The sequence below is a fragment of the Paraburkholderia sp. BR14320 genome, assembly GCF_040948665.1.
GTDB classification, from domain to species: domain Bacteria; phylum Pseudomonadota; class Gammaproteobacteria; order Burkholderiales; family Burkholderiaceae; genus Paraburkholderia; species Paraburkholderia youngii.
In genome coordinates this window covers 34,377-55,972 of the sequence record NZ_JBFPKG010000048.1, presented here as the reverse complement: position 1 = coordinate 55,972, position 21,596 = coordinate 34,377, and the positions used below count along the sequence as shown (strand labels likewise).

The 21,596-nt window shown below is 65.1% G+C and carries 17 protein-coding genes and 1 pseudogene; 9 read left to right on the top strand and 9 right to left on the bottom strand.

Translation table 11 applies throughout. The features are described from left to right. Positions 1 to 246: 246 nt before the first annotated feature. Both AB3X89_RS31300 and AB3X89_RS31295 read right to left on the bottom strand, forming a co-directional pair. On the bottom strand, positions 247 to 1,779 hold the full coding sequence (locus AB3X89_RS31300) for an amino acid racemase (RefSeq protein WP_368586724.1): 1,533 nt from the start codon (positions 1,777 to 1,779) through the stop codon (positions 247 to 249). Between the two features lie 134 nt (positions 1,780 to 1,913). Then, complete coding sequence (locus AB3X89_RS31295; RefSeq protein ID WP_368586723.1) at positions 1,914 to 2,804, bottom strand: LysR family transcriptional regulator; 891 nt, start codon at positions 2,802 to 2,804, stop codon at positions 1,914 to 1,916. 118 nt (positions 2,805 to 2,922) lie between these two features. Here AB3X89_RS31295 and AB3X89_RS31290 point away from each other — a divergent pair, with 118 nt between their 5' ends. Then, the gene (locus AB3X89_RS31290) at positions 2,923 to 3,666 is read left to right on the top strand and encodes an SDR family oxidoreductase (RefSeq protein ID WP_368586722.1); all 744 of its coding nucleotides are present in this window, start codon (positions 2,923 to 2,925) and stop codon (positions 3,664 to 3,666) included. An 84-nt stretch (positions 3,667 to 3,750) separates the two neighbouring features. On the opposite strand, the gene AB3X89_RS31285 is transcribed toward AB3X89_RS31290, so the two are convergent. The 3 genes from AB3X89_RS31285 to AB3X89_RS31275 all read right to left on the bottom strand — a co-directional run bounded on the left by AB3X89_RS31285 (position 3,751) and on the right by AB3X89_RS31275 (position 7,265). Continuing rightward, complete coding sequence (locus AB3X89_RS31285; RefSeq protein WP_368586721.1) at positions 3,751 to 4,776, bottom strand: aldo/keto reductase; 1,026 nt, start codon at positions 4,774 to 4,776, stop codon at positions 3,751 to 3,753. A 67-nt stretch (positions 4,777 to 4,843) separates the two neighbouring features. Continuing rightward, complete coding sequence (locus AB3X89_RS31280) at positions 4,844 to 6,583, bottom strand: tetratricopeptide repeat protein (RefSeq protein WP_368586720.1); 1,740 nt, start codon at positions 6,581 to 6,583, stop codon at positions 4,844 to 4,846. Positions 6,584 to 6,689: 106 nt separating this feature from the next. Continuing rightward, positions 6,690 to 7,265: a DUF4142 domain-containing protein gene (locus AB3X89_RS31275; RefSeq protein ID WP_368586719.1), complete on the bottom strand. Its 576-nt coding sequence runs from the start codon at positions 7,263 to 7,265 to the stop codon at positions 6,690 to 6,692. A 350-nt stretch (positions 7,266 to 7,615) separates the two neighbouring features. Between AB3X89_RS31275 and AB3X89_RS31270 the strand changes: the two genes are divergently transcribed. Beyond that, complete coding sequence (locus AB3X89_RS31270) at positions 7,616 to 8,608, top strand: chemotaxis protein CheV (RefSeq protein WP_368586718.1); 993 nt, start codon at positions 7,616 to 7,618, stop codon at positions 8,606 to 8,608. Positions 8,609 to 8,644: 36 nt separating this feature from the next. Here AB3X89_RS31270 and AB3X89_RS31265 read toward each other — a convergent pair whose 3' ends face one another. Next, positions 8,645 to 9,730: an asparaginase gene (locus AB3X89_RS31265; RefSeq protein WP_368586717.1), complete on the bottom strand. Its 1,086-nt coding sequence runs from the start codon at positions 9,728 to 9,730 to the stop codon at positions 8,645 to 8,647. Positions 9,731 to 9,790: 60 nt separating this feature from the next. Next, positions 9,791 to 11,053 carry an MFS transporter gene (locus AB3X89_RS31260; RefSeq protein WP_368586716.1) on the bottom strand — a complete coding sequence of 421 codons (1,263 nt, stop codon included), beginning with the start codon at positions 11,051 to 11,053 and terminating at the stop codon, positions 9,791 to 9,793. Between the two features lie 347 nt (positions 11,054 to 11,400). Between AB3X89_RS31260 and AB3X89_RS31255 the strand changes: the two genes are divergently transcribed. From AB3X89_RS31255 to AB3X89_RS31230, 6 genes are read left to right on the top strand one after another with little or no spacing between them, the layout of a single operon-like run. Then, positions 11,401 to 14,202 (top strand): monovalent cation/H+ antiporter subunit A, encoded by a 2,802-nt coding sequence (locus AB3X89_RS31255; RefSeq protein ID WP_368586715.1) that lies wholly within the window; start codon positions 11,401 to 11,403, stop codon positions 14,200 to 14,202. Continuing rightward, positions 14,202 to 14,534: a Na+/H+ antiporter subunit C gene (locus AB3X89_RS31250; RefSeq protein ID WP_368586714.1), complete on the top strand. Its 333-nt coding sequence runs from the start codon at positions 14,202 to 14,204 to the stop codon at positions 14,532 to 14,534. The genes AB3X89_RS31255 and AB3X89_RS31250 overlap by 1 nt, the downstream gene beginning before the upstream one ends. Further along, positions 14,531 to 16,321, top strand: a complete 1,791-nt coding sequence (locus tag AB3X89_RS31245) for a monovalent cation/H+ antiporter subunit D (RefSeq protein ID WP_368586713.1) — start codon at positions 14,531 to 14,533, stop codon at positions 16,319 to 16,321. The genes AB3X89_RS31250 and AB3X89_RS31245 overlap by 4 nt, the downstream gene beginning before the upstream one ends. Beyond that, positions 16,321 to 16,815 (top strand): Na+/H+ antiporter subunit E, encoded by a 495-nt coding sequence (locus AB3X89_RS31240; protein WP_368586726.1) that lies wholly within the window; start codon positions 16,321 to 16,323, stop codon positions 16,813 to 16,815. The genes AB3X89_RS31245 and AB3X89_RS31240 overlap by 1 nt, the downstream gene beginning before the upstream one ends. After that, complete coding sequence (locus tag AB3X89_RS31235; RefSeq protein ID WP_368586712.1) at positions 16,809 to 17,084, top strand: K+/H+ antiporter subunit F; 276 nt, start codon at positions 16,809 to 16,811, stop codon at positions 17,082 to 17,084. Before AB3X89_RS31240 ends, AB3X89_RS31235 begins: the two co-directional genes overlap by 7 nt. Before the next feature lie 8 nt (positions 17,085 to 17,092). Beyond that, the gene (locus AB3X89_RS31230; RefSeq protein ID WP_368586711.1) at positions 17,093 to 17,494 is read left to right on the top strand and encodes a Na+/H+ antiporter subunit G; all 402 of its coding nucleotides are present in this window, start codon (positions 17,093 to 17,095) and stop codon (positions 17,492 to 17,494) included. A 219-nt stretch (positions 17,495 to 17,713) separates the two neighbouring features. On the opposite strand, the pseudogene AB3X89_RS31225 reads toward AB3X89_RS31230, so the two are convergent. Further along, positions 17,714 to 18,217, bottom strand: a pseudogene (locus AB3X89_RS31225) (ATP-binding cassette domain-containing protein); the annotation flags it as partial. 606 nt (positions 18,218 to 18,823) lie between these two features. Between AB3X89_RS31225 and AB3X89_RS31220 the strand changes: the two are divergent. Then, entirely contained in the window at positions 18,824 to 19,519 is a 696-nt protein-coding gene (locus AB3X89_RS31220) for a response regulator (RefSeq protein ID WP_368586710.1), read from the top strand. A 34-nt stretch (positions 19,520 to 19,553) separates the two neighbouring features. Here AB3X89_RS31220 and AB3X89_RS31215 read toward each other — a convergent pair whose 3' ends face one another. Beyond that, on the bottom strand, positions 19,554 to 21,521 hold the full coding sequence (locus AB3X89_RS31215; protein WP_368586709.1) for a hybrid sensor histidine kinase/response regulator: 1,968 nt from the start codon (positions 21,519 to 21,521) through the stop codon (positions 19,554 to 19,556). Positions 21,522 to 21,596: the final 75 nt, after the last annotated feature.

Genomic DNA, 21,596 nt, shown 5'->3' with positions numbered 1-21,596 from the left:
TGCTTTCCTGCAGGAGCGATGTGCTGCATTGCTCGCCAGCTATCCATTGAGAGGGCACTCAGGCCGTACTCGCGATTTAAATGGCCGCCTCCAGGGCGCAACGGACGTCTGAATGTCCGAACGTCGTGGCCCGCGAAGGTCGTCTGTTGGCCGTACTGAGTCCGACAGCCCCTCACCAATTCCGTATCCTTGCGCCTCGATCTGCGGGAATGCGGCGAATCACTGCGCGGCGACGACAATACTTCGTTAGCCGACCGCGCTTTCCTTCGGCGACGCGCACCCTGCCACCGCCAGCACCGTACTACCCACCCGCGTCCCGCGTGTGGCACTGTCGTCAAGCGCATACTCGACGCAACGCCTCGCCAGCACGTCGGTCGGATCGACGAGCCGCACCACCCGCCCTCCCGCACACGCGAGCGCTTGCTCATGCAACAGCAACGGCAACTCGGTGCAAGCGAGCACGATGACCAGCACGCCCCGCGCGACCAGATCGTCGACGGCCGCCGCGAGGTCGTCGCAGCATTCGCCCGATGTATGCCCCGCCTTCGCGCCGCGCGGCCCATAGATCGCGTTCATCAGACGCGCTTGCGCGGCCGCGGACGGCGCGATCTGCACGAGGCCGCGCGCGTCGAGCGCCTGTTCGTAGACGCGGCTCGCGAGCGTGCCCGAAGTGGCCAGCACGCCCACTTCGCGCAGCTCCGGAAAGGTCTCGCGCAGATAATCGGCGGTACAGGTCAGCATATTGACGATCGGCACGCGCAGCGCCGGCTGAAGCCGCTCGACGAACGCATGCGCGGTATTGCACGGAATCGCGATCAGATCCGCGCCGCCCTCCTCGAGCGTCTTGCAGGCCGCGTACAGCGCGAGGGTGGGATCGTCGCCGCGACCGAACAGCGCCGCGGTACGGTCCGGGATCTGCGGATTCTGCTCGACCATGATCCGGATATGGTCCTGATCGCGCGAGGCCGGCGTGTTGCGCACGACCTTGGCCATGAAATCGACGGTCGCGGCCGGCCCGATGCCGCCGACCACGCCGAGGCGAAACGCCCGCTGCGGCTGCGGATACTGCGCCGCCGCGACATAGCGCGCGTACACCTGGTTCGAATCGACGAGCGGCACCTCGATGCACCCGAGCGCGCCCAGCACGAGGCCGATTTCCGTGAGCCCCGGCACGATCACGTCGACGCCCTGTGCGACCAGGTCCGCGCACGCCGCGCACAGCAATTCGACGGGCCGCCCGTGCAGGCGGCCAGCGCGAATGCCCTCGTCGCCGAAGACGGCGCTCGTCACACAGTCGAAACCAGTGTCGTTGCGCGGATAGCACACGTCGAACTGGCCGGCTTCGAAGTAACGCTCGAACAGGCCGTTCGCGCGAATCGCCGCCGACGTCAGCACGCCGATGCGCCGGGCGCCGTCGCGCCGCGCCGACGGATAGGTGCGCCGCACGTGCTCGGACAACGCGGTCATGATGTTGGCGACCGGCACAGCGACGTTGGCCGTGAGTTCGTCGATGAAGGTGTGGCTCAGAAAGCATGGCAGCACGATCGCATCGACACCGCGCTTTTCGAACGCGCGCATCGTGTCGAGCACGTGGATCTTGAACCGCGCGTCCGTCGCATCGGGCGCCGCGAGCCCGGGCCACGAGCGCGGTTCGAGAATCAGATCGAAGGGGCGCGCGGCACCTGGCCGGCGCGACGCCGTGCTCAGCCGGCCGAGGATGTCGGCGCTGGCGAACTGGGCCGCGCCAGTCGCCACACCCAGCGAACGAAAACGCTTCATGGTCAGATCCCCCGGTCGTTCTGTGCGTCCACCCTCGCTCGCGGGTGGCTTTCTGCGCGCTTGAGAATGACACTATGCGAGACGCAGATGTCCAGGGGTTAACCACGTCAAAGCACCTTTGGGTTTGCGCTGGTTCAACTCACCGGCTCGAAAATCTCCCGCAGCCACTGCGCGAACACCCGCACCCGCGACGACAACTGCCGGTTCTGCGGATACAGCACCGACACCGGCATCGGCGGCGGCGGATAGTCCGCCAGAATGATCCGCAACCGTCCCGCCGCGAGTTCGTCATCGACACGGTAGCGCGGCACCTGCACGATGCCGAGCCCGGCAATCGCCGCGCCCGCGTACAGTTCTGCGCCGCTGACCGACACCGCCGACGGCAACACGAGCGCGGTATCCCGCCCGTCGACGCGGAATTCGAGCGGCAGCGGCTTGCCGGTCGCGCTCGACACGTAGTTGACCGCGCGATGCGTCGACAGCGCGCCGGGATCGGCCGGCTCGCCATACGCGGCCAGGTACGAAGGACTCGCGACCGTCACCTGCTGCAGCTGCGCGACGCGCCGCCCGACCATCGACGAATCCTGCAGCACGCCCGCGCGCAGCACGCAATCGATGCCCTCGCGCACGAGGTCGACGAGCCGGTCGTCCTCGCCGATCATCAGTTCGATGTCGGGAAAGCGTTCCAGAAACGCGGGCAGCGCCGGCACCACGAAATGCCGCGCGAGCGTGCCCTGCACGTTCACGCGTAACAGCCCCTTCGGCGCAACATTGGAGAACGCCCCCTCGGCCTCCTCCATGTCGGCGATCAGACGCACGCAGCGCTGGTAGTGCGCTTCGCCGTCGGGCGTGAGCCGTACCGTGCGCGTCGTGCGTTCGAGCAGCCGCGCGCCGAGCCGCTGCTCGAGACGCTTCATCAGGTTGGTGACGGTCGCGCGCGGGATTTGCAGATCGTCGGCGGCGCGCGTAAAGCTCTGGCGCTCGGCGATCCGCACGAACACCCGCATTTCCTCGAAACGGTCCATATCGGCGGATTATTAAAGCGAATGGAATGATGATGGCGAGTCTAACCGGATTATCACGACGCGGAAAGCGCTCATCATTCACCTCACCGATCCACCACCTTCTGTGAGGAAACGAATCATGAGCACGAACCAACAACCGAAAGTCGCTATCGTCACCGGCGCATCGCGCGGCATCGGCACGGCAATCGCACAGCGGCTCGCAAAGGACGGCTACGCGGTCGCCGTCAACTACGCATCGAGCGCGGGCGAAGCCGACGCGCTCGTCGGCGCGATCCGCGAAGCCGGCGGCAAGGCGGTCGCGGTGCAAGCGGACGTGTCGAAGCCCGACGACGTGCGTCGCATGTTCGAGATCACCGAACGCGAACTCGGCAAGGTCGACGTGCTCGTCAACAACGCGGGCGTGATGAAGCCCACGCCGCTCGCCGACACGTCCGACGCGCTGTACGACCAGACCTTCGAGATCAACGTGCGCGGCACCTTCAACACGCTGCGCGAAGCGGCCGCGCGCCTGAACGACGGCGGACGCATCGTCAATTTCTCGACCAGCGTGCTTGCACTGAACCTGCCCGGCTACGGCATCTACACGGCGACCAAGGCGGCCGTCGAAGCGTTCACGCGTGTGTTCGCGAAGGAACTGCGCGGGCGCAACATCACCGTGAATGCGGTCGCGCCGGGACCGATCGCGACCGCGCTGTTCCTCGAAGGCAAGACCGACGAGCAGATCGAAACCTTCGCGAAGATGCCGCCGCTGCAACGCCTCGGCGAGCCGGAAGACGTGGCGGGCGTGGTCGCGTTTCTGGTCGGCCCGGATGCGAGCTGGGTCAATGGGCAGACGTTGCGGGCCAATGGCGGTTTGGCTTGATGGGATGCGGTGGTCCAGCGTGCTGCCGCGCTGGACCACCGCATGGCGCCCGCTGCGGCGCCTGGAACGCGATCGATCCGCCGCTCAAACCGCCTTCGGATTGCGTTCCGCGAAACCTTCCTGATGCCAGTACGGATACGCGGGGCGCACCGCGCTTGCCGCGTCGAGCTTCGCGACCTGCTCGGCCGTCAGATTCCAGCCGACCGCGCCGAGGTTCTGCCGCAGTTGCTCCTCGTTGCGCGCGCCGATCAGCAGCGTCGCGACGGTCGGCCGTTGCAGCAGCCAGTTCAGCGCGATCTGCGGCACGGTCTTGCCGGTTTCGGCGACGACTTCGTCGAGCGCGTCGAGCACGCGGAACAGATACTCTTCCGGCACCGGCGGCCCCATGTCGGCGGTCTTGTGCAGACGGCTCGTCTCGGGCAGCGGCTGGCCGCGCTTGAGCTTGCCGGTCAGACGCCCCCAGCCGAGCGGACTCCATATCACCGCACCCACGCCCTGGTCGACGCCGAGCGGCATCAGCTCCCACTCGTAGTCGCGTCCGACCAGCGAGTAGTAGGTCTGATTCGCGACGTAGCGCGGATAGCCGTAGCGATCGGCAATATCGAGCGACTTCATCAGATGCCAGCCCGAGAAATTCGACACGCCGACATAGCGGATCTTGCCCGCGCGCACGAGGTCGTCGAGCGTGGACAGCACTTCGGGGATCGGCGTTTTCGCGTCGAAGCCGTGCAGCTGGAACAGGTCGATGTAATCGGTTTGCAGACGCTTGAGCGCCGCATCGACTGCGTTGATCAGATGGAAGCGTGACGAGCCGACGCCGTTCGGATCGCCGTCGAAACGGAAGGTCGCCTTGGTCGACAGGATCGCCTTGTCGCGCTTGCCTTTCAGCGCCTCGCCGAGCACCGACTCGGACGCGCCCTTCGAATAGATGTCGGCGGTGTCGAACATCGTGACGCCCGCGTCGAAGCAGATGTCGATCAGACGCCGCGCTTCGGCGACGTCGGTCGCGCCCCACGCCTCGAAAAATTCACCCTTGCCGCCGAATGTACCGGTGCCGAAACTCAGCACCGGCACCTTGAAACCCGATGCACCCAGATGTCTGTATTCCATTGCACAATCTCCGTGGCATTGCCGTCGATGAACGGAGATTCAGTCTACGCGCGTCGGCGCAAACGCGTCATGAAGGTGACGCGCTCAGATCGGCCAACGCATCACGCACGGCGTCGATTACGCTGTCCCAGGCGCCGAGCTGCGGTTGACGGAACAGACGCGCGGACGGGTACCACGGCGTGTCGCTGCGTTCGAGCAGCCAGCGCCAGCAGGTGTCGAAGCGGTTCAGAATCCAGACCGGTTTGTCTAGCGCGCCGGCCAGATGCGCGGTGGACGTGTCGACCGAAATCAGCAGATCGAGACTGGCGACGAGCGCGGCGGTATCGGCGAAATCGTGCAGCAGCTCCGTGTAATCGGCGACGCGTTCACGGTAGGCGCTTTCCGCGAGTTGCGCTGCGGCCGCGCCCTTCTGCACGCTGAAGAAGCGTACGTTCGGCACGTCGAGGAGTGGCGCGAATTGCTCGAACGCGAGCGAGCGACGCGCATCGATCTTGCGCAGCTCCGCGACATGCGCGCGGTTCTCGCCGGCCCATACGAGGCCGACATTCAGCGGTTTGATTGCGTTGCGATCCGCATTGGTGTTGCCGTCGGATTCGATACGCTCGCGCCATTCATTGGCGGCCGCTGGCTGCGCAAAAAGATACGGCGTGGCTGCCGGAATGCTCGCTTCGTCGGTGCGGAACGCAAGCGGCAAGCTCAGCAACGGGCAATGACAATCGAACCGCGGCAACGGCTGGCCCGCTTCGATCAACTGATCGACACCATCGAGCGTCGACAGCAGCCGCAACAACGGACCCGGCACTTCGAGCACGACCTTCGCGCCGAGCTTCGCGACGAGCGTCGCATAGCGGCAGAATTGCAGCGTGTCGCCAAGGCCCTGTTCCGCATGCAGCAGGATCGTTTTGCCGTCGAGCGGAAAATCGCCGAGCCACAGCGGCTGCGCGAACGCGCGCCGGCCGGCCTTGATGCGGCTACGCTCCCAACGCCATTCGTATTCGCGCCAGCCGCTCTCGAAGCGGCCCATTTGCAGCAGGCACAGCGCCTGGTTCCAGTGCGTTTCAACCGACGCCGGATTCAGTGCAAGCGCGCGCTGATAGCTCGACAACGCCTGTTCGCGCTGATTCAGATCGATTTGCGCGAGACCGAGGTTGTTCCATGCATCGACGAAACCAGGAGAGAGTTCCAGCGCGCGCTGGTAGCAGCGCTCTGCTTCGTGCGGCTGGTTCAGATCGCCGAGCACGTTGCCGCGATTACTCCACGCGTCCGGATAGCCGGGCTGCAATGCAAGCGCCTGGTCGCAGCTATCGAGTGCATCGGCGTAACGGCCGAGATCGCGCAGCACGCATGCGCGATTGTTCCAGGCCGGCGCGAACGCCGGCACGATAGACACCGCGCGCTCGTAGCTCGCGAGCGCTTCGAGCGGACGGTTCAGCGCCGCCAATGCGTTGCCGCGATTGTTCAATGCATCGGCGAATTTCGGCTGCATCACAAGCGCCCGCTCGGCCCACGCAAGCGCTTCGTCATGACGCTGCAACGCGTTCAGCGCATAGGCGAGATTCGAATGCACGGCCGGCTGTCTCGCGTTCACCGCGAGCGCCTTCTTCAGCAGATCGACGCCTTCCTGCAAGCGGCCCGTTTGCAGCGCGAGTTCGCCGAGCCAGCGCAACGCGTCGCCGTGCTTCGGCTTCAGTTCGAGAATCTCGCGATACATCTCCTCTGCTTCGACGAGCGCGCCGTTCTGTTGAAGCGCGACGGCTTGTCGAAGCAGATGGTCCAACTGTTGCGGCAGACTGGCTTGCTTGCTCATGCGGTACCTGGAATCGAAGGCGCGAAGAATCGTCGGATGAAGCGCACGATTATCGCTGAAAAGCCTCGATTCGAAGTACCGCCGCCGTGTTGCGTCGTGCCGCCGCTTATTGCGCGGCCACGGACAGATGCTTGCGCTTCGCGAGTTCCTGCGCCATCGCGTAGTGCTGCTGGATCCTGGGCAGCGCCTGCTTCGCCGCGGCCTTCAACTTCTCGTCGCGGCCCGCTGCGATTTCCGCCTGGAACGCGGACAACGCTTTCTGCTCACCCGCGAGCGCGACCTGCTCGATATACCTCTTGTCGAAATCGGCGCCGCGCAGATTGTTGATGCTGGCGAGCACGGCCTCGTCGGGATCGTTCTTCGGCACGTCGACACCGCGCGGACTCGCCGCGCGCAATGCGTCGGTGATCTTCGCGTCGTCATCCGACACGCGCTCGGCGAACGCCTTCACGTCGCGATCGGCCGAGCGCGCGGTGGCGATACGCGCGGCATCGCGCTGCGTCGCGACGGCTTTGGTGCCGTCCGCGATGAAGGTCTGATCGGCCGCATGCAGGCGGACTGCGTCCGCGGGCGCGGCGCTCTGCGCGCTGGCCACAGAGGCGGCCGTCAGAAGACCGCCTAAGCAGGCAGCAGCGGCGATGCGGGCAATAGCGACAGAAGGGACGGAAGGCAGGCGGATCATACGTTCTCCTTGAAGTGAAAGCATCTGAAAGCAAAACGAAGGACACGTGTGCGCCGCGAACGAAGCGTGCGATGCAAAACGCTGCGGACTGCTTGCGAGCCCAGCGCGGCGCCACGCTTTTATCGCTGCCGATTCTAGAAGCCATGCCGTCGGGCAGGTGAAACGCTGCTGTCGCTTCTGTAACCTTAGGTAACCCTCATATGAATGCGCACACGTTTGCGTATCCGCGCCAATCACGCGCGCCGCTCGACACTGCGACGCAGTGCTGAATTTTTCGCCATCGGCGCCGATAACCAGAGACAGGCACCGCTTAGCACCGCTCAGCACCGCAATTCTGGAGAACGATTCCGATGGCAGACGACCACCGTGCCAATCACGAGCGCCACACCGAACGCAGCAACCTGACGAGTTCCAACAAGTTCGAACTGCTGCTATACCGCCTCGGCCACGTGCCGGGCAGCGACGCGCACGAACTGTATGGGATCAACGTGTTCAAGGTGCGCGAAATCTCGACGATGCCGACCATGACGCCGATCGCCGGATCGTCGCCGTACGTGATGGGCGCGGTCGACATTCGCGGGCAGATCATTCCCGTGATCGACCTGCCGCGGCTGATGGGCTGCGAGCCGACACGCGGCCTGAACATTCTGCTGGTCACCGAATTCGCGCGTTCGACGCAGGCGTTTGCGGTCGAAGAAGTCGACGAGATCGTGCGGCTCGAATGGAACCAGGTGCTGTCGGCCGATGGCTCGGCGGGCGGCAAGCTCGTCACGAGCATCGCGCGCATCGACGGCAATACCGGCGACTCGCGGCTCGCCCAGGTGATCGACGTCGAGCAGGTGTTGCGCGACGTGTTCCCGTCGCAGCATCCGAGCGTCGATCCGGCCTCGGTCGGTCAAGCGCTCGGCATCCGCCCCGGCGCGAAGATCCTCGCCGCCGACGACTCCGGCTTCGCGCGCAAACTGATCGAGCAGGCGCTCACCGCGATCGGCGCCGACTACATCATGACGAAGACCGGCGAAGAAGCGTGGCAGACGCTGCAGGAGATCGCACGCGAAGCGCAGCAAAAAGGCATGCGCGCGAAAGACACCATCGCGCTGGTATTGACGGATCTGGAGATGCCGGAGATGGACGGCTTCATGCTGACACGCCAGATCAAGGCGGATGCAAGCACGCGCGATATTCCGGTGCTCATCCACTCGTCGCTGACGGGCGCGGCTAACGAGGCGCATGTGAAGAACGCGGGCGCGAACGGCTATGTCGCGAAGTTCGCGGCGAGCGAGCTCGCCGATGCGATCCGTCAAGCGCTGGGCTGCGCGCCGGCGAAAGCGACGACGGCTTGAGTCTCGCGAGCCGGGCGGTGAAGCGAATCGCCGCGCTCAACGATGCGCGGCAAGCTCGATCGAGAAATCCATCCGGCCGATCTCGACGCCCATCGTGTTGAGCCGCTTCGGTGCATGAAAGCCGTCGAGCGTCGCGCGTTGTTCAGGCGTGCCGATGTCGAGCACCGCGAGCAACTCCGCAGTGACCGCGTAGAGCGCGGCGGCATTGCCGTCCTCGATCTTCAGCGCGATGCCTAGCGCGCCCTTGGCACCCAGCCGAGCGGTTTGCCGCGACCCGCGCACGCCGATCGCATAGCTGCCGTCCGCACCGACTTTGCCGACCAGCGCGCCATCGAAAGCCTGCATCAGCAGCGTGCAGAAGCGCCCTTGCCCGCCGACCAGTTCCGGGTGCGACGTCATCGCGCGATAGATGCGCGCGAGCGCGGCCGTGCGCGGCGGCGTCGCGGCAGCTTCGGCTTCCTGCCGATCCTGTGCCGCCGCGAGCTTCGCGAACAGACGCGCGAGCCGGTCGAGCGGAAACGCCGGGGTCGGCAGATTGCAGCCGTCGATCGCCCATTGCACGCCGTCGTCCGGCAGATCGCACACGCTCGCGACCGTCTGCTTCACGCGCACCTGCAACGGGTGCCCGGGCAGTTCATAGCCGGCCAGCGCCGCGCCGATCGAACGCGCGCCGGCCAGCATGCCCGCATGCTTGCCCGAACAGTTGCTGCACACGCCGGTGGGCGTGAAGCCGCGCCGGATCCAGTCGACGTACACCGCATCCGACAACGGCGGATGACCGCCGCAGCGCAGGTCGGCCTCGCTCGCCTGCGCTTTCGCGAGCATCGCGCGCGTGCGTTCGATATGACGCGGCTCGCTGCTGTGCGATGCGCACATCAGCGCGAGATCGGCTTCGTCGAAACCACAACGTTCGAGCGCGCCGGTTTCGAGCACCGCGAGCGCCTGGGCCGGCTTCGCCGCGGAACGCGCGAGCGTCACGCGCGCGGCGTCGCCGAACGAATACAGTAGACGGCCGTCCGCATCGACGACCGCGACATGCGCCAGATGCGTGTTCTCGACGGACTCGCCGCGATAGATCGTCGCCGCGACCGGCGCGGCAGCATGCAGTTCGGATTGGCTCATCGGTATCGTCTCCGCGTCGTTTATTTGATCGGGCGATGGCGCCCAAGGCCCGGCATTCGATCAGGCGCTCGCCGCGAGCGCTTCTTCTCGCTCCAGCGTGCGCGTGTGCCGCAGTTCGGGAAAGAATCGCATCCACAACAGCGCGATCGCGATCGTCGCGCAGCCGCCGACCAGCACCGCCGGCTGCGCGCCCCACCATCCGGCAGTCAGGCCCGATTCGAACTCGCCCAATTGATTCGACGTCCCGATGAACAGCGAATTGACCGCGCTGACGCGGCCGAGCATCTCATCGGGCGTGCGCAGTTGCACGAGCGACAGCCGCACCACCACGCTGATGGTGTCGGACGCGCCGAGCACCATCAGTGCGAGCAGCGACACGAGGAACTGATGCGACAGCCCGAACACGATCGTCGCGATGCCGAACGCGATCACGCCGCCGAACATCGCAGCGCCGGGCCGGTTGCGCAATGGAAAATGCGCGAGCCAGATCGTGCCCGCGAGCGCGCCGATCGCCGTGCCCGAGCGCAACAGGCCGAGACCGATCGGGCCCGCGTGCAGCACGTCGCGCGCGAAGATCGGCAGCAACGCGGTCGCGCCGCCGAACAGCACCGCGAACAGATCGAGCGACAGCGCGCCGAGAATCACCGGCTCGCGGCGAATGAACGCGATCCCCGAAAAGATCGATTCGAGCGTGACGGGCGCGCGGCTCGCCGGCTTCACTTGCAGCGGAATGCTCCACACCGACGCGGCGGCGGCCGCGAACGACAGCGTGCACGCGAGATACGCGGCACCGGGACCGATGCCGTACAGCAGGCCACCGAGCGCGGGCCCGGCGATCTGCGCGGTCTGATTGGCGGACGTGGACCATGCGGTCGCTTTCGGCAGATAGCCGCGCGGCACGACGGCCGGCAGCAGCGACGACACGGCCGGCGATTCGAACGCGCGCGATGCGCCCACGCAGGCAGCCAGCACGTAGATCACCGGCGCGCTGATCCAGCCGCTGAAGGTACCGATCGCGAACAGCAATGCAGCGACGCTTTCGAGGCTCTGACAGACGGCGGCGATGCGGCGGCGATCGTAACGATCGGCGACATGGCCGACGACGAGCGTCAGCAGAAACATCGGCAGAAACTGCGCGAGACCGACGAGGCCAAGTGCGAACGCGCTATGCGTGAGCGCGTAGACATGCCAGCCCATCGCGACGGCGAGCATCTGGAACGACAGCGACGACAGGATGCGGGTGCACCAGAAACGCTGGAACGGCGGGTGTTTTGGCAGACTGAAATGCGGGGAATCGGCGGGATCGGTGGAGGCTGGGGGCATCGGTCGTTGCTCGTGACGGGGTGCATCGCGGCGTGGATTGGGCGGGCGCTAGTTTAGAGCAAGATCTGGGGGCGTGCAGGAAGGCGGCTGGCGTGGGCGGCGTGATGGAAGGCCGTTTCTATACTCACGTCGTAAGACTTAGCGCAATGATCTGGCGGCATGATCGGAGATCGGTTGGTTCTCGGCCCGTTCGACTGCATATATCGATGCCTCATGCATCGATGCGAGAAGCCGACCCGGTTGCGGCTATGATTGTGTGCGTTGGGCAGCCGCCCGTCAGGTGCGATTCACGCCTACGCCACCGGCCAGCGACACCGCCTAACACTCGAACTCCCGGAGGGCATCGAATGGTATTGGCGTGGCTCGTCCTACTTCCATTCATGGCCGCGGCGCTCATCGCGCTCACGAGGCAGCGCGCCGCCGCGCTCAGCACCTGGATCGCGTTCGCGACGGCGCTGTTCGGCTGCGCGCTGCTGCTGAGCGAACGCGTGGGCATGGCCGACCACGACGTGCTGCAATGGCGCCATCAGTGGGTGCCCGACATCGGCCTCGCGCTGTCGCTGCGCCTCGATGGCCTGTCGTTCATGTTCGCGTTGCTCGTACTCGCGATCGGCCTGCTGATCTTCATCTACGCTCGCTACTACCTCGCCGGCAGCGATGCGTTGCCGCGTCTGTACCTGCAGCTTCTGCTTTTCATGGGCGCGATGCTCGGCATCGTGCTGTCGAACAATCTGCTGCTGCTCGTCATCTTCTGGGAACTGACGAGCCTCGTGTCGTTCCTGCTGATCGGCTTCTGGCCATCGCGGCCCGACGCGAGGCGCGGCGCGCGCATGGCGCTCACCATCACCGGCGCGGGCGGACTCGCGCTGCTTGCGGCGGTGCTGCTGCTCGGCCATGTATGCGGCAGTTATGAGCTGAACGACGTGCTCGCCCAGCTTGCCAAGGTCCAGCACGATCCGCTCTATCCGGCGATTCTGCTGCTCACGCTATTCGCGGCGTTCACGAAATCCGCGCAGTTTCCTTTCCACTTCTGGCTACCGCACGCGATGTCCGCGCCCACGCCCGTGTCGGCCTATCTGCATTCGGCGACGATGGTGAAGGCCGGCGTGTTCCTGCTCGCGCGTCTCTATCCGGTCTTCGAAGGCACCCACCTGTGGGCGTACACGGCGACGGTGGCCGGGCTCGTCACGCTCGTCGGCGGCGCGGGGATGGCGTTGATCCAGCGCGATCTGAAGGGCCTGCTCGCTTATTCGACCATCAGCCATCTCGGCCTGATCGTGCTGCTGTTCGGCCTCGACACGCAACTGTCCACCGTCGCCGCGCTGTTCCACACGGTCAACCACGCGGTGTTCAAGGCGTCGCTCTTCATGGCGGCGGGCATCGTCGATCACGAAACCGGCACGCGCGATCTGGGCCGTCTGCGCGGCCTGCGCAGGTACATGCCGCATACGGCCTTGCTCGCGAGCGTGGCGTCGCTGTCGATGGCCGGCGTGCCGCTGCTCAACGGCTTTCTGTCGAAGGAAATGTTCTTCGGCGAAACGCTCGCGCAAAACATGTTCGGGCCGCTGAACCTCGCCGTGCCGGTCATCGCGATCGCCGCGGCGGCGCTGTCCGTGGCGTACTCGCTGCGTTTCGTCTGGGGCGTGTTCTTCGACGGCGAGACGCCGCGCGACTTGCCGCACTATCCGCCGCACGAGGCGCCGCGCTTCATGAGGCTGCCGGTCGAGATTCTGGTGGCGCTGTGCCTGCTGATCGGCCTGTTCCCGCAGCAAAGCATCGGCAGGCTGCTCGAGTCGGCCGCGTGGATCACGCTCGGCGGCAAGCTGCCCGACTACAGCCTGAGCCTGTGGCACGGCGTCAACACGCCGCTGGTGATGAGCGTGGTGTCGTTCGCGGCGGGCGCGACGCTCTTTTTCCTGCGCCGCAATACGTTCCGCCACCGTCGCACGGCGCTCACCGAGTTGAACGCGAGCGAGATCTTCGACCGCTTCGTGCAGCGTCTCGAACAGAGCGCCGGCGTGATCGTGCGCGTGTTCGAGACGCGCTCGCTGCCGGCCTACCTCGCATGGCTGATCGCGGCGATGCTGATCGTGCCGGGCGTGCCGCTCGTCGCGCTCGACACATGGAGCGGCAGCCACCCGCGCCTGCCGCCCGATCCGTTCACGCTTGGCGGGCTCGTGCTGATGGCGTTGCTCGCCATCGGCGTGGTGCTGGTGCGTGCGCGCACGCTTTACGCGCTCGTGATGCTGAGCACCTGCGGTCTGCTCGTGTCGCTCGCTTTCGTGCGCTTCTCCGCGCCGGATCTCGCGCTCACGCAGATCTCCGTCGAAGTGGTCACGATCCTGCTGCTCGTGTTGGCCGTCTATTTCCTGCCCGCGCTGCAACGCGCGGTCGAGCCGCTCCCCGTCCGGCTGCGCAACGGTGCGCTCGCGCTCGCGGGCGGCGCTGTGCTCGGCGCCGTGTCGTACCGGATCATGACGAGCGCGCCGCTGCCTGGCATCGCACGGTACTTCCTCGCCAACGCGCTGCCCGGCAGCGGCGGCCATAACGTCGTCAACGTGATCCTCGTGGATTTCCGCGGCTTCGACACGATGGTCGAAATCAGCGTGCTGGTGGTCGCAGGGCTCGCCGTCAAGGCGCTGCTGCGCGGGCTGCGTCTGAAGTCGCCCGAGGCGGGGCCGGACGGCCGGCCGTGGTCGTCGCAATCGCATCCGCTGATGCTGGCGATCCTCGCGCGGCTGATGCTGCCGCTCACCGTGCTCGTCGCGGTGTTCGTATTCCTGCGCGGCCACAACCTGCCCGGCGGCGGCTTCATCGCATCGCTGATCGTCTCGATCGCGCTGTTGCTGCAGTACGTCGCGAGCGGGGTGCTGTGGACCGAGTCGCGCATCCACCTCAACTACCGCGCGCTCGCGGGCCTCGGCATTCTGATCGCCGCGGCCACGGGGCTCGGCAGCCTCGCGTTCGGCCAGCCGTTCTTGACCAGCGCGTTCGGGCATCTGCACGTGCCGCTGATCGGCGAAATCGAACTGTCCACGGCAATGCTGTTCGATCTCGGCGTGATGGGCGCGGTAGTCGGCACGACGCTCACGATCGTCTCGCACCTAGGCGTGCGCGACAAGGACATGCAGTCCGTGGAGAAAAGCTGATGGAAGCCGCCTTTGCCGTCGCGATCGGCGTGCTTTGCGCGTGCGGCATCTACCTGCTGCTGTGCGCGCGCGTGTTGCCGGTGATTCTCGGCATCACGCTGTTCTCCTATGCGATCAACCTGTTCCTGCTCGGCATGGGCCGGCTCGCGATCGGCAAACCCGCGGTGATCACGGCGGGGGCGCAATACGTCGATCCGGTGCCGCAGGCGCTCGTGCTGACGGCCATCGTGATCGGCTTCGCGATGACGGCCTTCACCGTGGTGCTCGCGCTGCGCTCGTTCGCGAGCACGGGCAACGATCACGTCAATGGCGAGGAGACGCGCGGCGAATGAACCACGTCCTCCTGCTCCCGATCCTGATTCCGCTCTTTTGCGCGGGCGTGATCGTCGCGCTGCCGCTGCGCGCGAAGCGCCTGCAGCGTGCGCTGAACGCGCTCGCCATCATCGCGCTGCTGCCTGTCGCGTGCCTGCTGATGGCTCGGGCCGCGCAAGGCGAGATCGTCAGCTACGCGCTCGGCGCATGGCCCGCGCCGTTCGGCATCGTGCTTGAACTCGACCGGCTCGGCGCGCTGATGCTGGTGCTCACCGCCGTGCTCGCGGTCTGCTGCCTGCTCGGCACGTCGAGCGAGGACGCGAGGCGCGGCCGCTATTTCCGCGCGCTGTTCCAGTTCGAGCTGATGGGCCTGAACGGCGCCTTCCTCGCGGGCGATCTCTTCAATCTGTTCGTGTTTTTCGAGCTGCTGCTGATCGCGTCGTACGCGCTGCTGCTGCATGGTGGCGGCGCGCGACGGGTGCGCAACGGACTGCACTATCTGTTGCTGAACCTCGTCGGTTCGTCGTTCTTCCTTGTTGGGATCGGCGTGCTCTACGGCGTCACGGGCACGCTGAACATGGTCGACATGGGCGAACGTCTGGCTCGGCTCGGCCCCGAGACGCTGCCGCTCGCGCAATTCGCGGGTGCGACGCTGATGCTGGTGTTCGGCCTCAAGGCCGCCGTGTTTCCGATGTCGTTCTGGTTGCCGCAGGCCTACCGCAGCGCCATCGGCCCGGTGGCCGCGCTGTTCGCGATCATGACCAAGGTCGGCATCTACGCGATGCTGCGCTGCGATGCACTCGTGTTCGGCGCGGCGGGCGGCTTGCTCCATGCGTTCATGCATCAGTGGGCATGGTGGCTCGCGATCGCGACGATCGTGTTCGGCGCGCTGGGTGCGCTGGCGGTGTCGAGTCTGAAGACCACGACGGGCTATCTCGTGCTGGTTTCGGTGGGGCTGCTGATCGCGGCGATCGCGCAACAGACGCCGCTTGCATGGAGCGCGCTGCTCTACTACCTGATCAGCACGACGCTCTGCACAGGCGCGCTGTTCCTGCTCGCCGACACGCTCGAACCCGAACAAGCATCGACAGCACACGCGATCCATCCAGCCGTTTCCGCCGATGCCGATGCCGATGCGGTCGAGCCCGGCTCGCTCGAAGCGCTCGACGACGCGGCCGCGGCGGTCTTCTCGCCCGACCCCGACGGCGAGGCGGTGGCGACGCGGGCGCGCATGCAGCCGCTGCAGGTCGAGACGGCCGGCGCGCTCGCCGTGCTCGCCGCGGAACCGGCTCGCGCCGACGCCGAAGCTCCGGTCGACGCCACCTCGCGCACGCGTGCACCGTGGCCGTCGAACCTTGCCGCGCTGCTCTATCTGATCGCCGCGGTGGGTGCCGCGGGCTTGCCGCCGCTGTCGGGTTTCCTCGGCAAGGCGATGGTGCTGGCCGCCACGCCGAGCGGCGCGGCCGTCGTGCTTTGGCCGGCCGTACTGTTGTCGGGCCTGCTGTCGATCGTCGCGCTGAGCCGCACGGGCACGCGCCTGTTATGGGCCGCGCCGGCCGCGCGCGCCGCCGAAGGCAAAGAGGAGCACACGCCGCGCGGCAGCAACGCGAAGCTCGCCGCCTGCGCGGTCCTGCTCGGCTGCGTCGTGGCGATCACGCTCGGCGCGGGCGCGGTACGGCACTATCTCGCCGATACCGCTGCGCAGCTATTCGATCGCGCCGCGTATGTGCACGCGATCCTGCCCGGGCCGCGATCTTCGCCACCAGCGGCCGCCGCACCCTCGGCCGACATTCAGGGGAACCGATGATGCTGAAAAGGCTCTTCCCCCACCCATGGCTCACCGCGTTGCTGATCATCTGCTGGGTGCTGCTGATGAACGACATCTCGCCGGGCAATCTACTGCTCGGCGCCGTGCTCGGCTGCGTGATCTCTTTTCGCGTCGCCGAAGGCTTGTGGCTGCGGCCGATGCGTTTCGGCCGGCCGTGGCGGCTCGTGCGTCTTGCCTGGCATGTGTTGGTCGACATCATCGTGGCCAACGTCGAGGTCGCGCTGCTCGTGCTCGGCCCGACCAGGCGGCTGCGCCCGGCGTTCATCGAAGTGCCGCTCGACAGCACTCACGAGATCGCGCTCACGGTGCTCATCAGCGTGGTCTCGCTGAGCCCCGGCACGCTGTGCGCCGAACTCAGCGACGACCGCACGCGCCTCACCGTGCACGTGCTCGACCTCGACGACGAAGCGGCGCTCATCGCGCTGATCAAGTCCCGTTATGAAGCCCCGTTGATGGAGATCTTCGCATGCTAGCCATCGTGATTCCGATCTCGCTCGCGATCCTCGGCATCGCGTTCCTGCTCACGCTGTGGCGCCTCGTGCGCGGTCCGTCGCTGCCCGATCGCATCGTCGCACTCGACACGCTGAACATCAATGCGATCGCGATGATCGTCGTGTACGGCATCAGCCTGCGCTCGACGGTTCTCTTCGAGGTGGCGCTGCTGATTGCCGTAATGGGTTTCGTGGGCACGGTCGCGCTCACCAAGTACCTGCAGCGCGGCGACATCATCGAACTCAACTAGCGTGAGGTATGCCGATGGAAACTTTTGTCGAAGCGATCGTCTGTTTGCTGTTGCTCGCCGGCAGTCTGTTTACGCTGATCGGGGCGGTCGGGCTCGCGCGCCTGCCAGACTTCTTCATGCGGCTGCACGGTCCGACCAAGTCGACCACGCTCGGTGTCGGCGGCATCGTGCTCGCGTCGGTGGTGTATTTCAGCGCGCGTAACAACTTCGCGAGCCTGCATGAGTTACTGATTCCTGCGTTCCTGTTTCTTACCGCGCCGATCAGTGCACATATGCTGGCCAAGGCGGGGACCCAGCAGGGGGTGCCGCTGTGGCGGGCGACGCGGGGGCGGCCGCCTGCCACGGGGGCGAGTGCGAAACGGGGGGATACGGGGGATACGGGGGAGTCGCGGGAGAGCGATGACGGGTGAGGCGTGCCGGGCGTCGGGCTTCGCTTGACGTTGATGCGCAAGCTCCGTGTCGCGCAAACTCCTTTCTGAACTCCACCGACGACCACGACGTAATCGAAGGACCTTGCCTCGCCGAACGTCGTCCGCGGCGGAACCTGAATTCCGCAGTGACGGGTACATCGTGTTCCTGGCTCAATGCGATGGACGCAAGCTCGTGCAAGTCCGCATCGAGTGAAACCGCAGCTTTTCGTACGAGCCCAGACCGACTCGCGTCAGCGCGGCACGCGCGGTATCGTACCGTTCGGCCTTCTTCAGACCAGCGACCTCGAGTCCGTACGCGATGTTGCCGAGTACCGTGCGATTCGGCAGAAGCGCGAACGACAGGAGAACGACCTGGCCGGACGTGGGTTCAATCAGGCGATTGAGGAGTCGAACCGGCGTCGACTTACCGGAACCCGACAGGCCCATCACCGCGAAAATCTCGCCCGCCTTGACGGTGAGACTGACGTCATTGACTGCAACCATGTTGCCGGTCTTTTCGAAAATCTCGTTCCGACCGAGACCTTGCTTCACGAGTTCAGCGGCGCGCTCTGGCTTCGGTCCGAAGATCTTCGACAGATTCTGGACCGAAAGAATATCGGTCCCGGAGACTGCGACTGATTTCGCTGCGGCGGAAAGGTCTTCCGCGTTGATTGCACCGGGATGGACTACGTCTGCTGGTGCGAACGTCAGGTTTGGGGCCATTCTGTCATCTCAACTGGCAGGCTCAAAAAATCGAAGCGCGTGACGTATTGACCTTTTCATGGTGTCACCTGCGTGTCTCGCTCCTTTTAGCCGCCTCCGAGCCAGTTTCATCGCAGAAGTGCGAATGCAAGAGCCGAAAGCAAACATTGCGGCGCCGTGCAATTGAACGAAACGCTATATTTTGCGGAGGACGCAGAATAACCATGCGTAGATCGCGTTCAACGGTGCCTAATGCATGCGTTGCAGAGTAGCGCGCCAAATTGCACTACCCAGGTACATTTTCTGGGTACTTTTCCATACATTTGGTAATAGGGGACTTTTGTGTAGTTCTTGCAGAAAAGCGCGACTGCAAATGGAATTCGTTTGAAGCCAAAGGGCTCGGGTTTGTGGCTGACCATTGCTGGCAGGAGGAAACCTCCGACGCTTACAAAGCGCGGGACGTCGTATAGGGGACTGTCCTAGGTCTATCGGAATCCTGCGTAACTTGCCTATCAAATCGATGGAACAAAACGCGAGAAGAAAGGTGCGATGAGCAGATCGTCCCCCGAAAGGGAGGGATTCCAGATCCCCCCAATGGAGCTACGATGGTCAAGACCGGGAGGTGTCATGGACAATCTGTTTTTTCGCCGCGTTTTGCTGGTCGAAGACGAGGGGCTAACGCGCTCGGCGATGAAAAGCCTGATCCTCAGCTCGGAGCCGACGCTCGATATCGATGAAGCCGGCAGCTATGACGAGGCCGTCGAACGGTTGCAGCGCGACGCTTATGACCTGATCTTTCTCGACTATCAGCTAGGGCGCGAGCACACCGGGCTCGAGTTGTTGCATTGGGTGCAGCAGCAGGAACTGTCGTTACACGTCGTGATGCTCTCCGCGCGCGATGATCGCGAAACAGTGCTCGACTGCATCAAGAATGGCGCGGGTGGCTTCATTTCCAAAGCCAGCGAAGAAGGCGGCGCGGTATTTCGCGAAGCCTTACAAACAATTCTGAACGGACGCGTGTACCTGCCCAATAGCGTGCTCGGCAAAGGCGGACACACCCCACAAGCGCCGGCGCCCAGCAAAGGCATTCCGATCGACTCGCTGAATCTGCCGCCGCGACTCGCGCAGACCTTGCGCTACGTGCTGCATGGACTATCGAACAAGGCGATCGCGCGAAAAATGTGCATTACGGAGAACACGGCGAAAGAGTACATCAGCGATTTGTTGAGCCGTTTCAATGTATCGCGGCGCACGTTCCTGATCGTCGAGATGGCGCGCCGTGGCATCGAGATTCCCACCGCCGCGCAAGCATCGGCAACCTGAGGCGCTGGTTATACGCAAACGCCATGCGCAAGTACTAGACGACACTGCGTTGACGTCTCGCCAGTTCGACCATGCGCGCCGCCAGCGTTTCGGCGGAAAGCGGCTTGCTGAGTATGCAACGCTCCGGCAAAACGCCCTGCGCATTGATGCCGGCCTCGCCGGTGATGACGAGACATGGCACCGGCCGCGGCAATTGCACTGCAATCATATGGACCACGTCGTGCGCCGTGTGGCGCTCCGGCAGCCGATAGTCGGTAATCACGAGATCGGGCAAGCGTTCGATCGTATGCACCAAAGTCTCCAGCTCGGCGAGTGAATTCGCGGAATCGAACAACACGCCCCACTGCCCGAACAACGCCTCCGTCGACGCGCGCACCAGCCTGTCGTCTTCGACCAGCAGGATATACAGGCCGCGCAACGAAGCCCGCGAAGGCGCGACGTCCGTCATCGGCACAGCCACTTCGGTGCCGGCTTGCGCAACCGGCAAACGAATCGAAAAGCGCGAGCCTTTGCCCTCGATCGACTTGAACTCCATCCGGTGACCTTCCATCAGCGACACCGCGGCATTGACGATCGATAGCCCGAGACCCAAGCCTTTTTCCCGATCGCGTTCGGGATTGCTGATCTGCACGAAGGGTTGGAAAATCGCGTCCCAATGCTTCGACGCGATACCGATGCCGTTGTCGACGACATCGACGCGCACGTAGTTGCGCATGCGCACGATCGCGACGATGACGGCGCAACGTCCGGCCTTCGCGCGATCGGCGTATTTGATGCCATTTGAAACGAGGTTGCTCAGCACGCGCGGAATCCAGTCGGCGTCGGTCCTGACCATCGCGCAGTTGCGGCCGCCGCGCGAGTAGCGCAGCTTCACGCCGAGACTCGCCGCGAACGGCGCCAGCTGCTCGACGACATCCTGCGCGACGCGGTCCAGATCGACACCCGAATAGCTCGGTTTGACGTGGCCCGACTCGAGCTTCGACAGATCGAGCACGGCATTGAAGAGCCGCGCGCTCAGCGCCGACGCCTTGCGTGCATCGCCGATCAGTGCGGTTGAAGTCTCGATGTCGTGCTTCGCGAGCGCCTCGTCGGCAGCCGCGAGGAACATGTTCAGCGCGTGCATCGGCTGCCGCAGATCATGCGCCGCCGCGGCGAGAAAGCGCGATTTGGCGCGGCTCGCCTGCTCGGCGGCTTCTTTCTGCTGCTCGCGCAACGCCATCAGCGCATCCGAGCGCGTTTGCTGCTCGCGCCGCGCCTGCTCCAGATCCTGATGCTTGCGCGCGAGTTCCACATTGGCATCCTGCAACGCGCCATTGCTGTGCGCGAGCGCCTGCACGGCGAGATAGCGATCGCGCACATGCCGCTCCGCATTCACGTTCACGCTATGTCCGATCACCACGACGTTGGCGATGTAGAACATGCCCGCCCAGAAGAGGTCCGGATCGATTCCTTGCGACACAAGCTGGGCCAGCAGGATCGCGCCGGTTGCGCCGAGCGTCAGCAGTAACGTCGCCTTCGCGCGCAAACGCAGAAAACCGAATTGATAGAACAGGATCAGGTAGAAGCCGACGAAGAAATGGGTGTAGTTGAAGGGCCGTGGTGCGAGGAAAGTCTGCACGGTCAGGCAGACGAACATGACCGCCATCCCGGACAGCATGACCCGATGCGCAGTCTCATCGCGCACGAACGTCGGCCGGAACGACAGCACGATTGCGGCCGTTGCGGCGAGCGTTCCCGCGACGCGGAAAAAGAAGATCTCGGCGAAGTACGGCCGGAATGCCTCGCTATGACGCGCAAGACTGATCTCCCACCAGCCGAAGCACATCCACACCAACGTACCGAGAATGATCGCCGCGCGGCGGAAATCGGCGAAACCGCGTCCATATTCGATGGTGAACTGGCGCTCGACCTCGGGGTCGGCGAAACGCGCGGGCCAGCACAATGTTTCGACGAGCCGCGCGATGAATGTCGCGAGCGCGGGCTGCTGTTGCAGGCGTTTCAAGGCAGACGCCTGCGGCAAGCTGAACAGGTTCATCGTCGTTGGTCGCGATCGGCGCTGGCCGGGCGCGTTGATGAA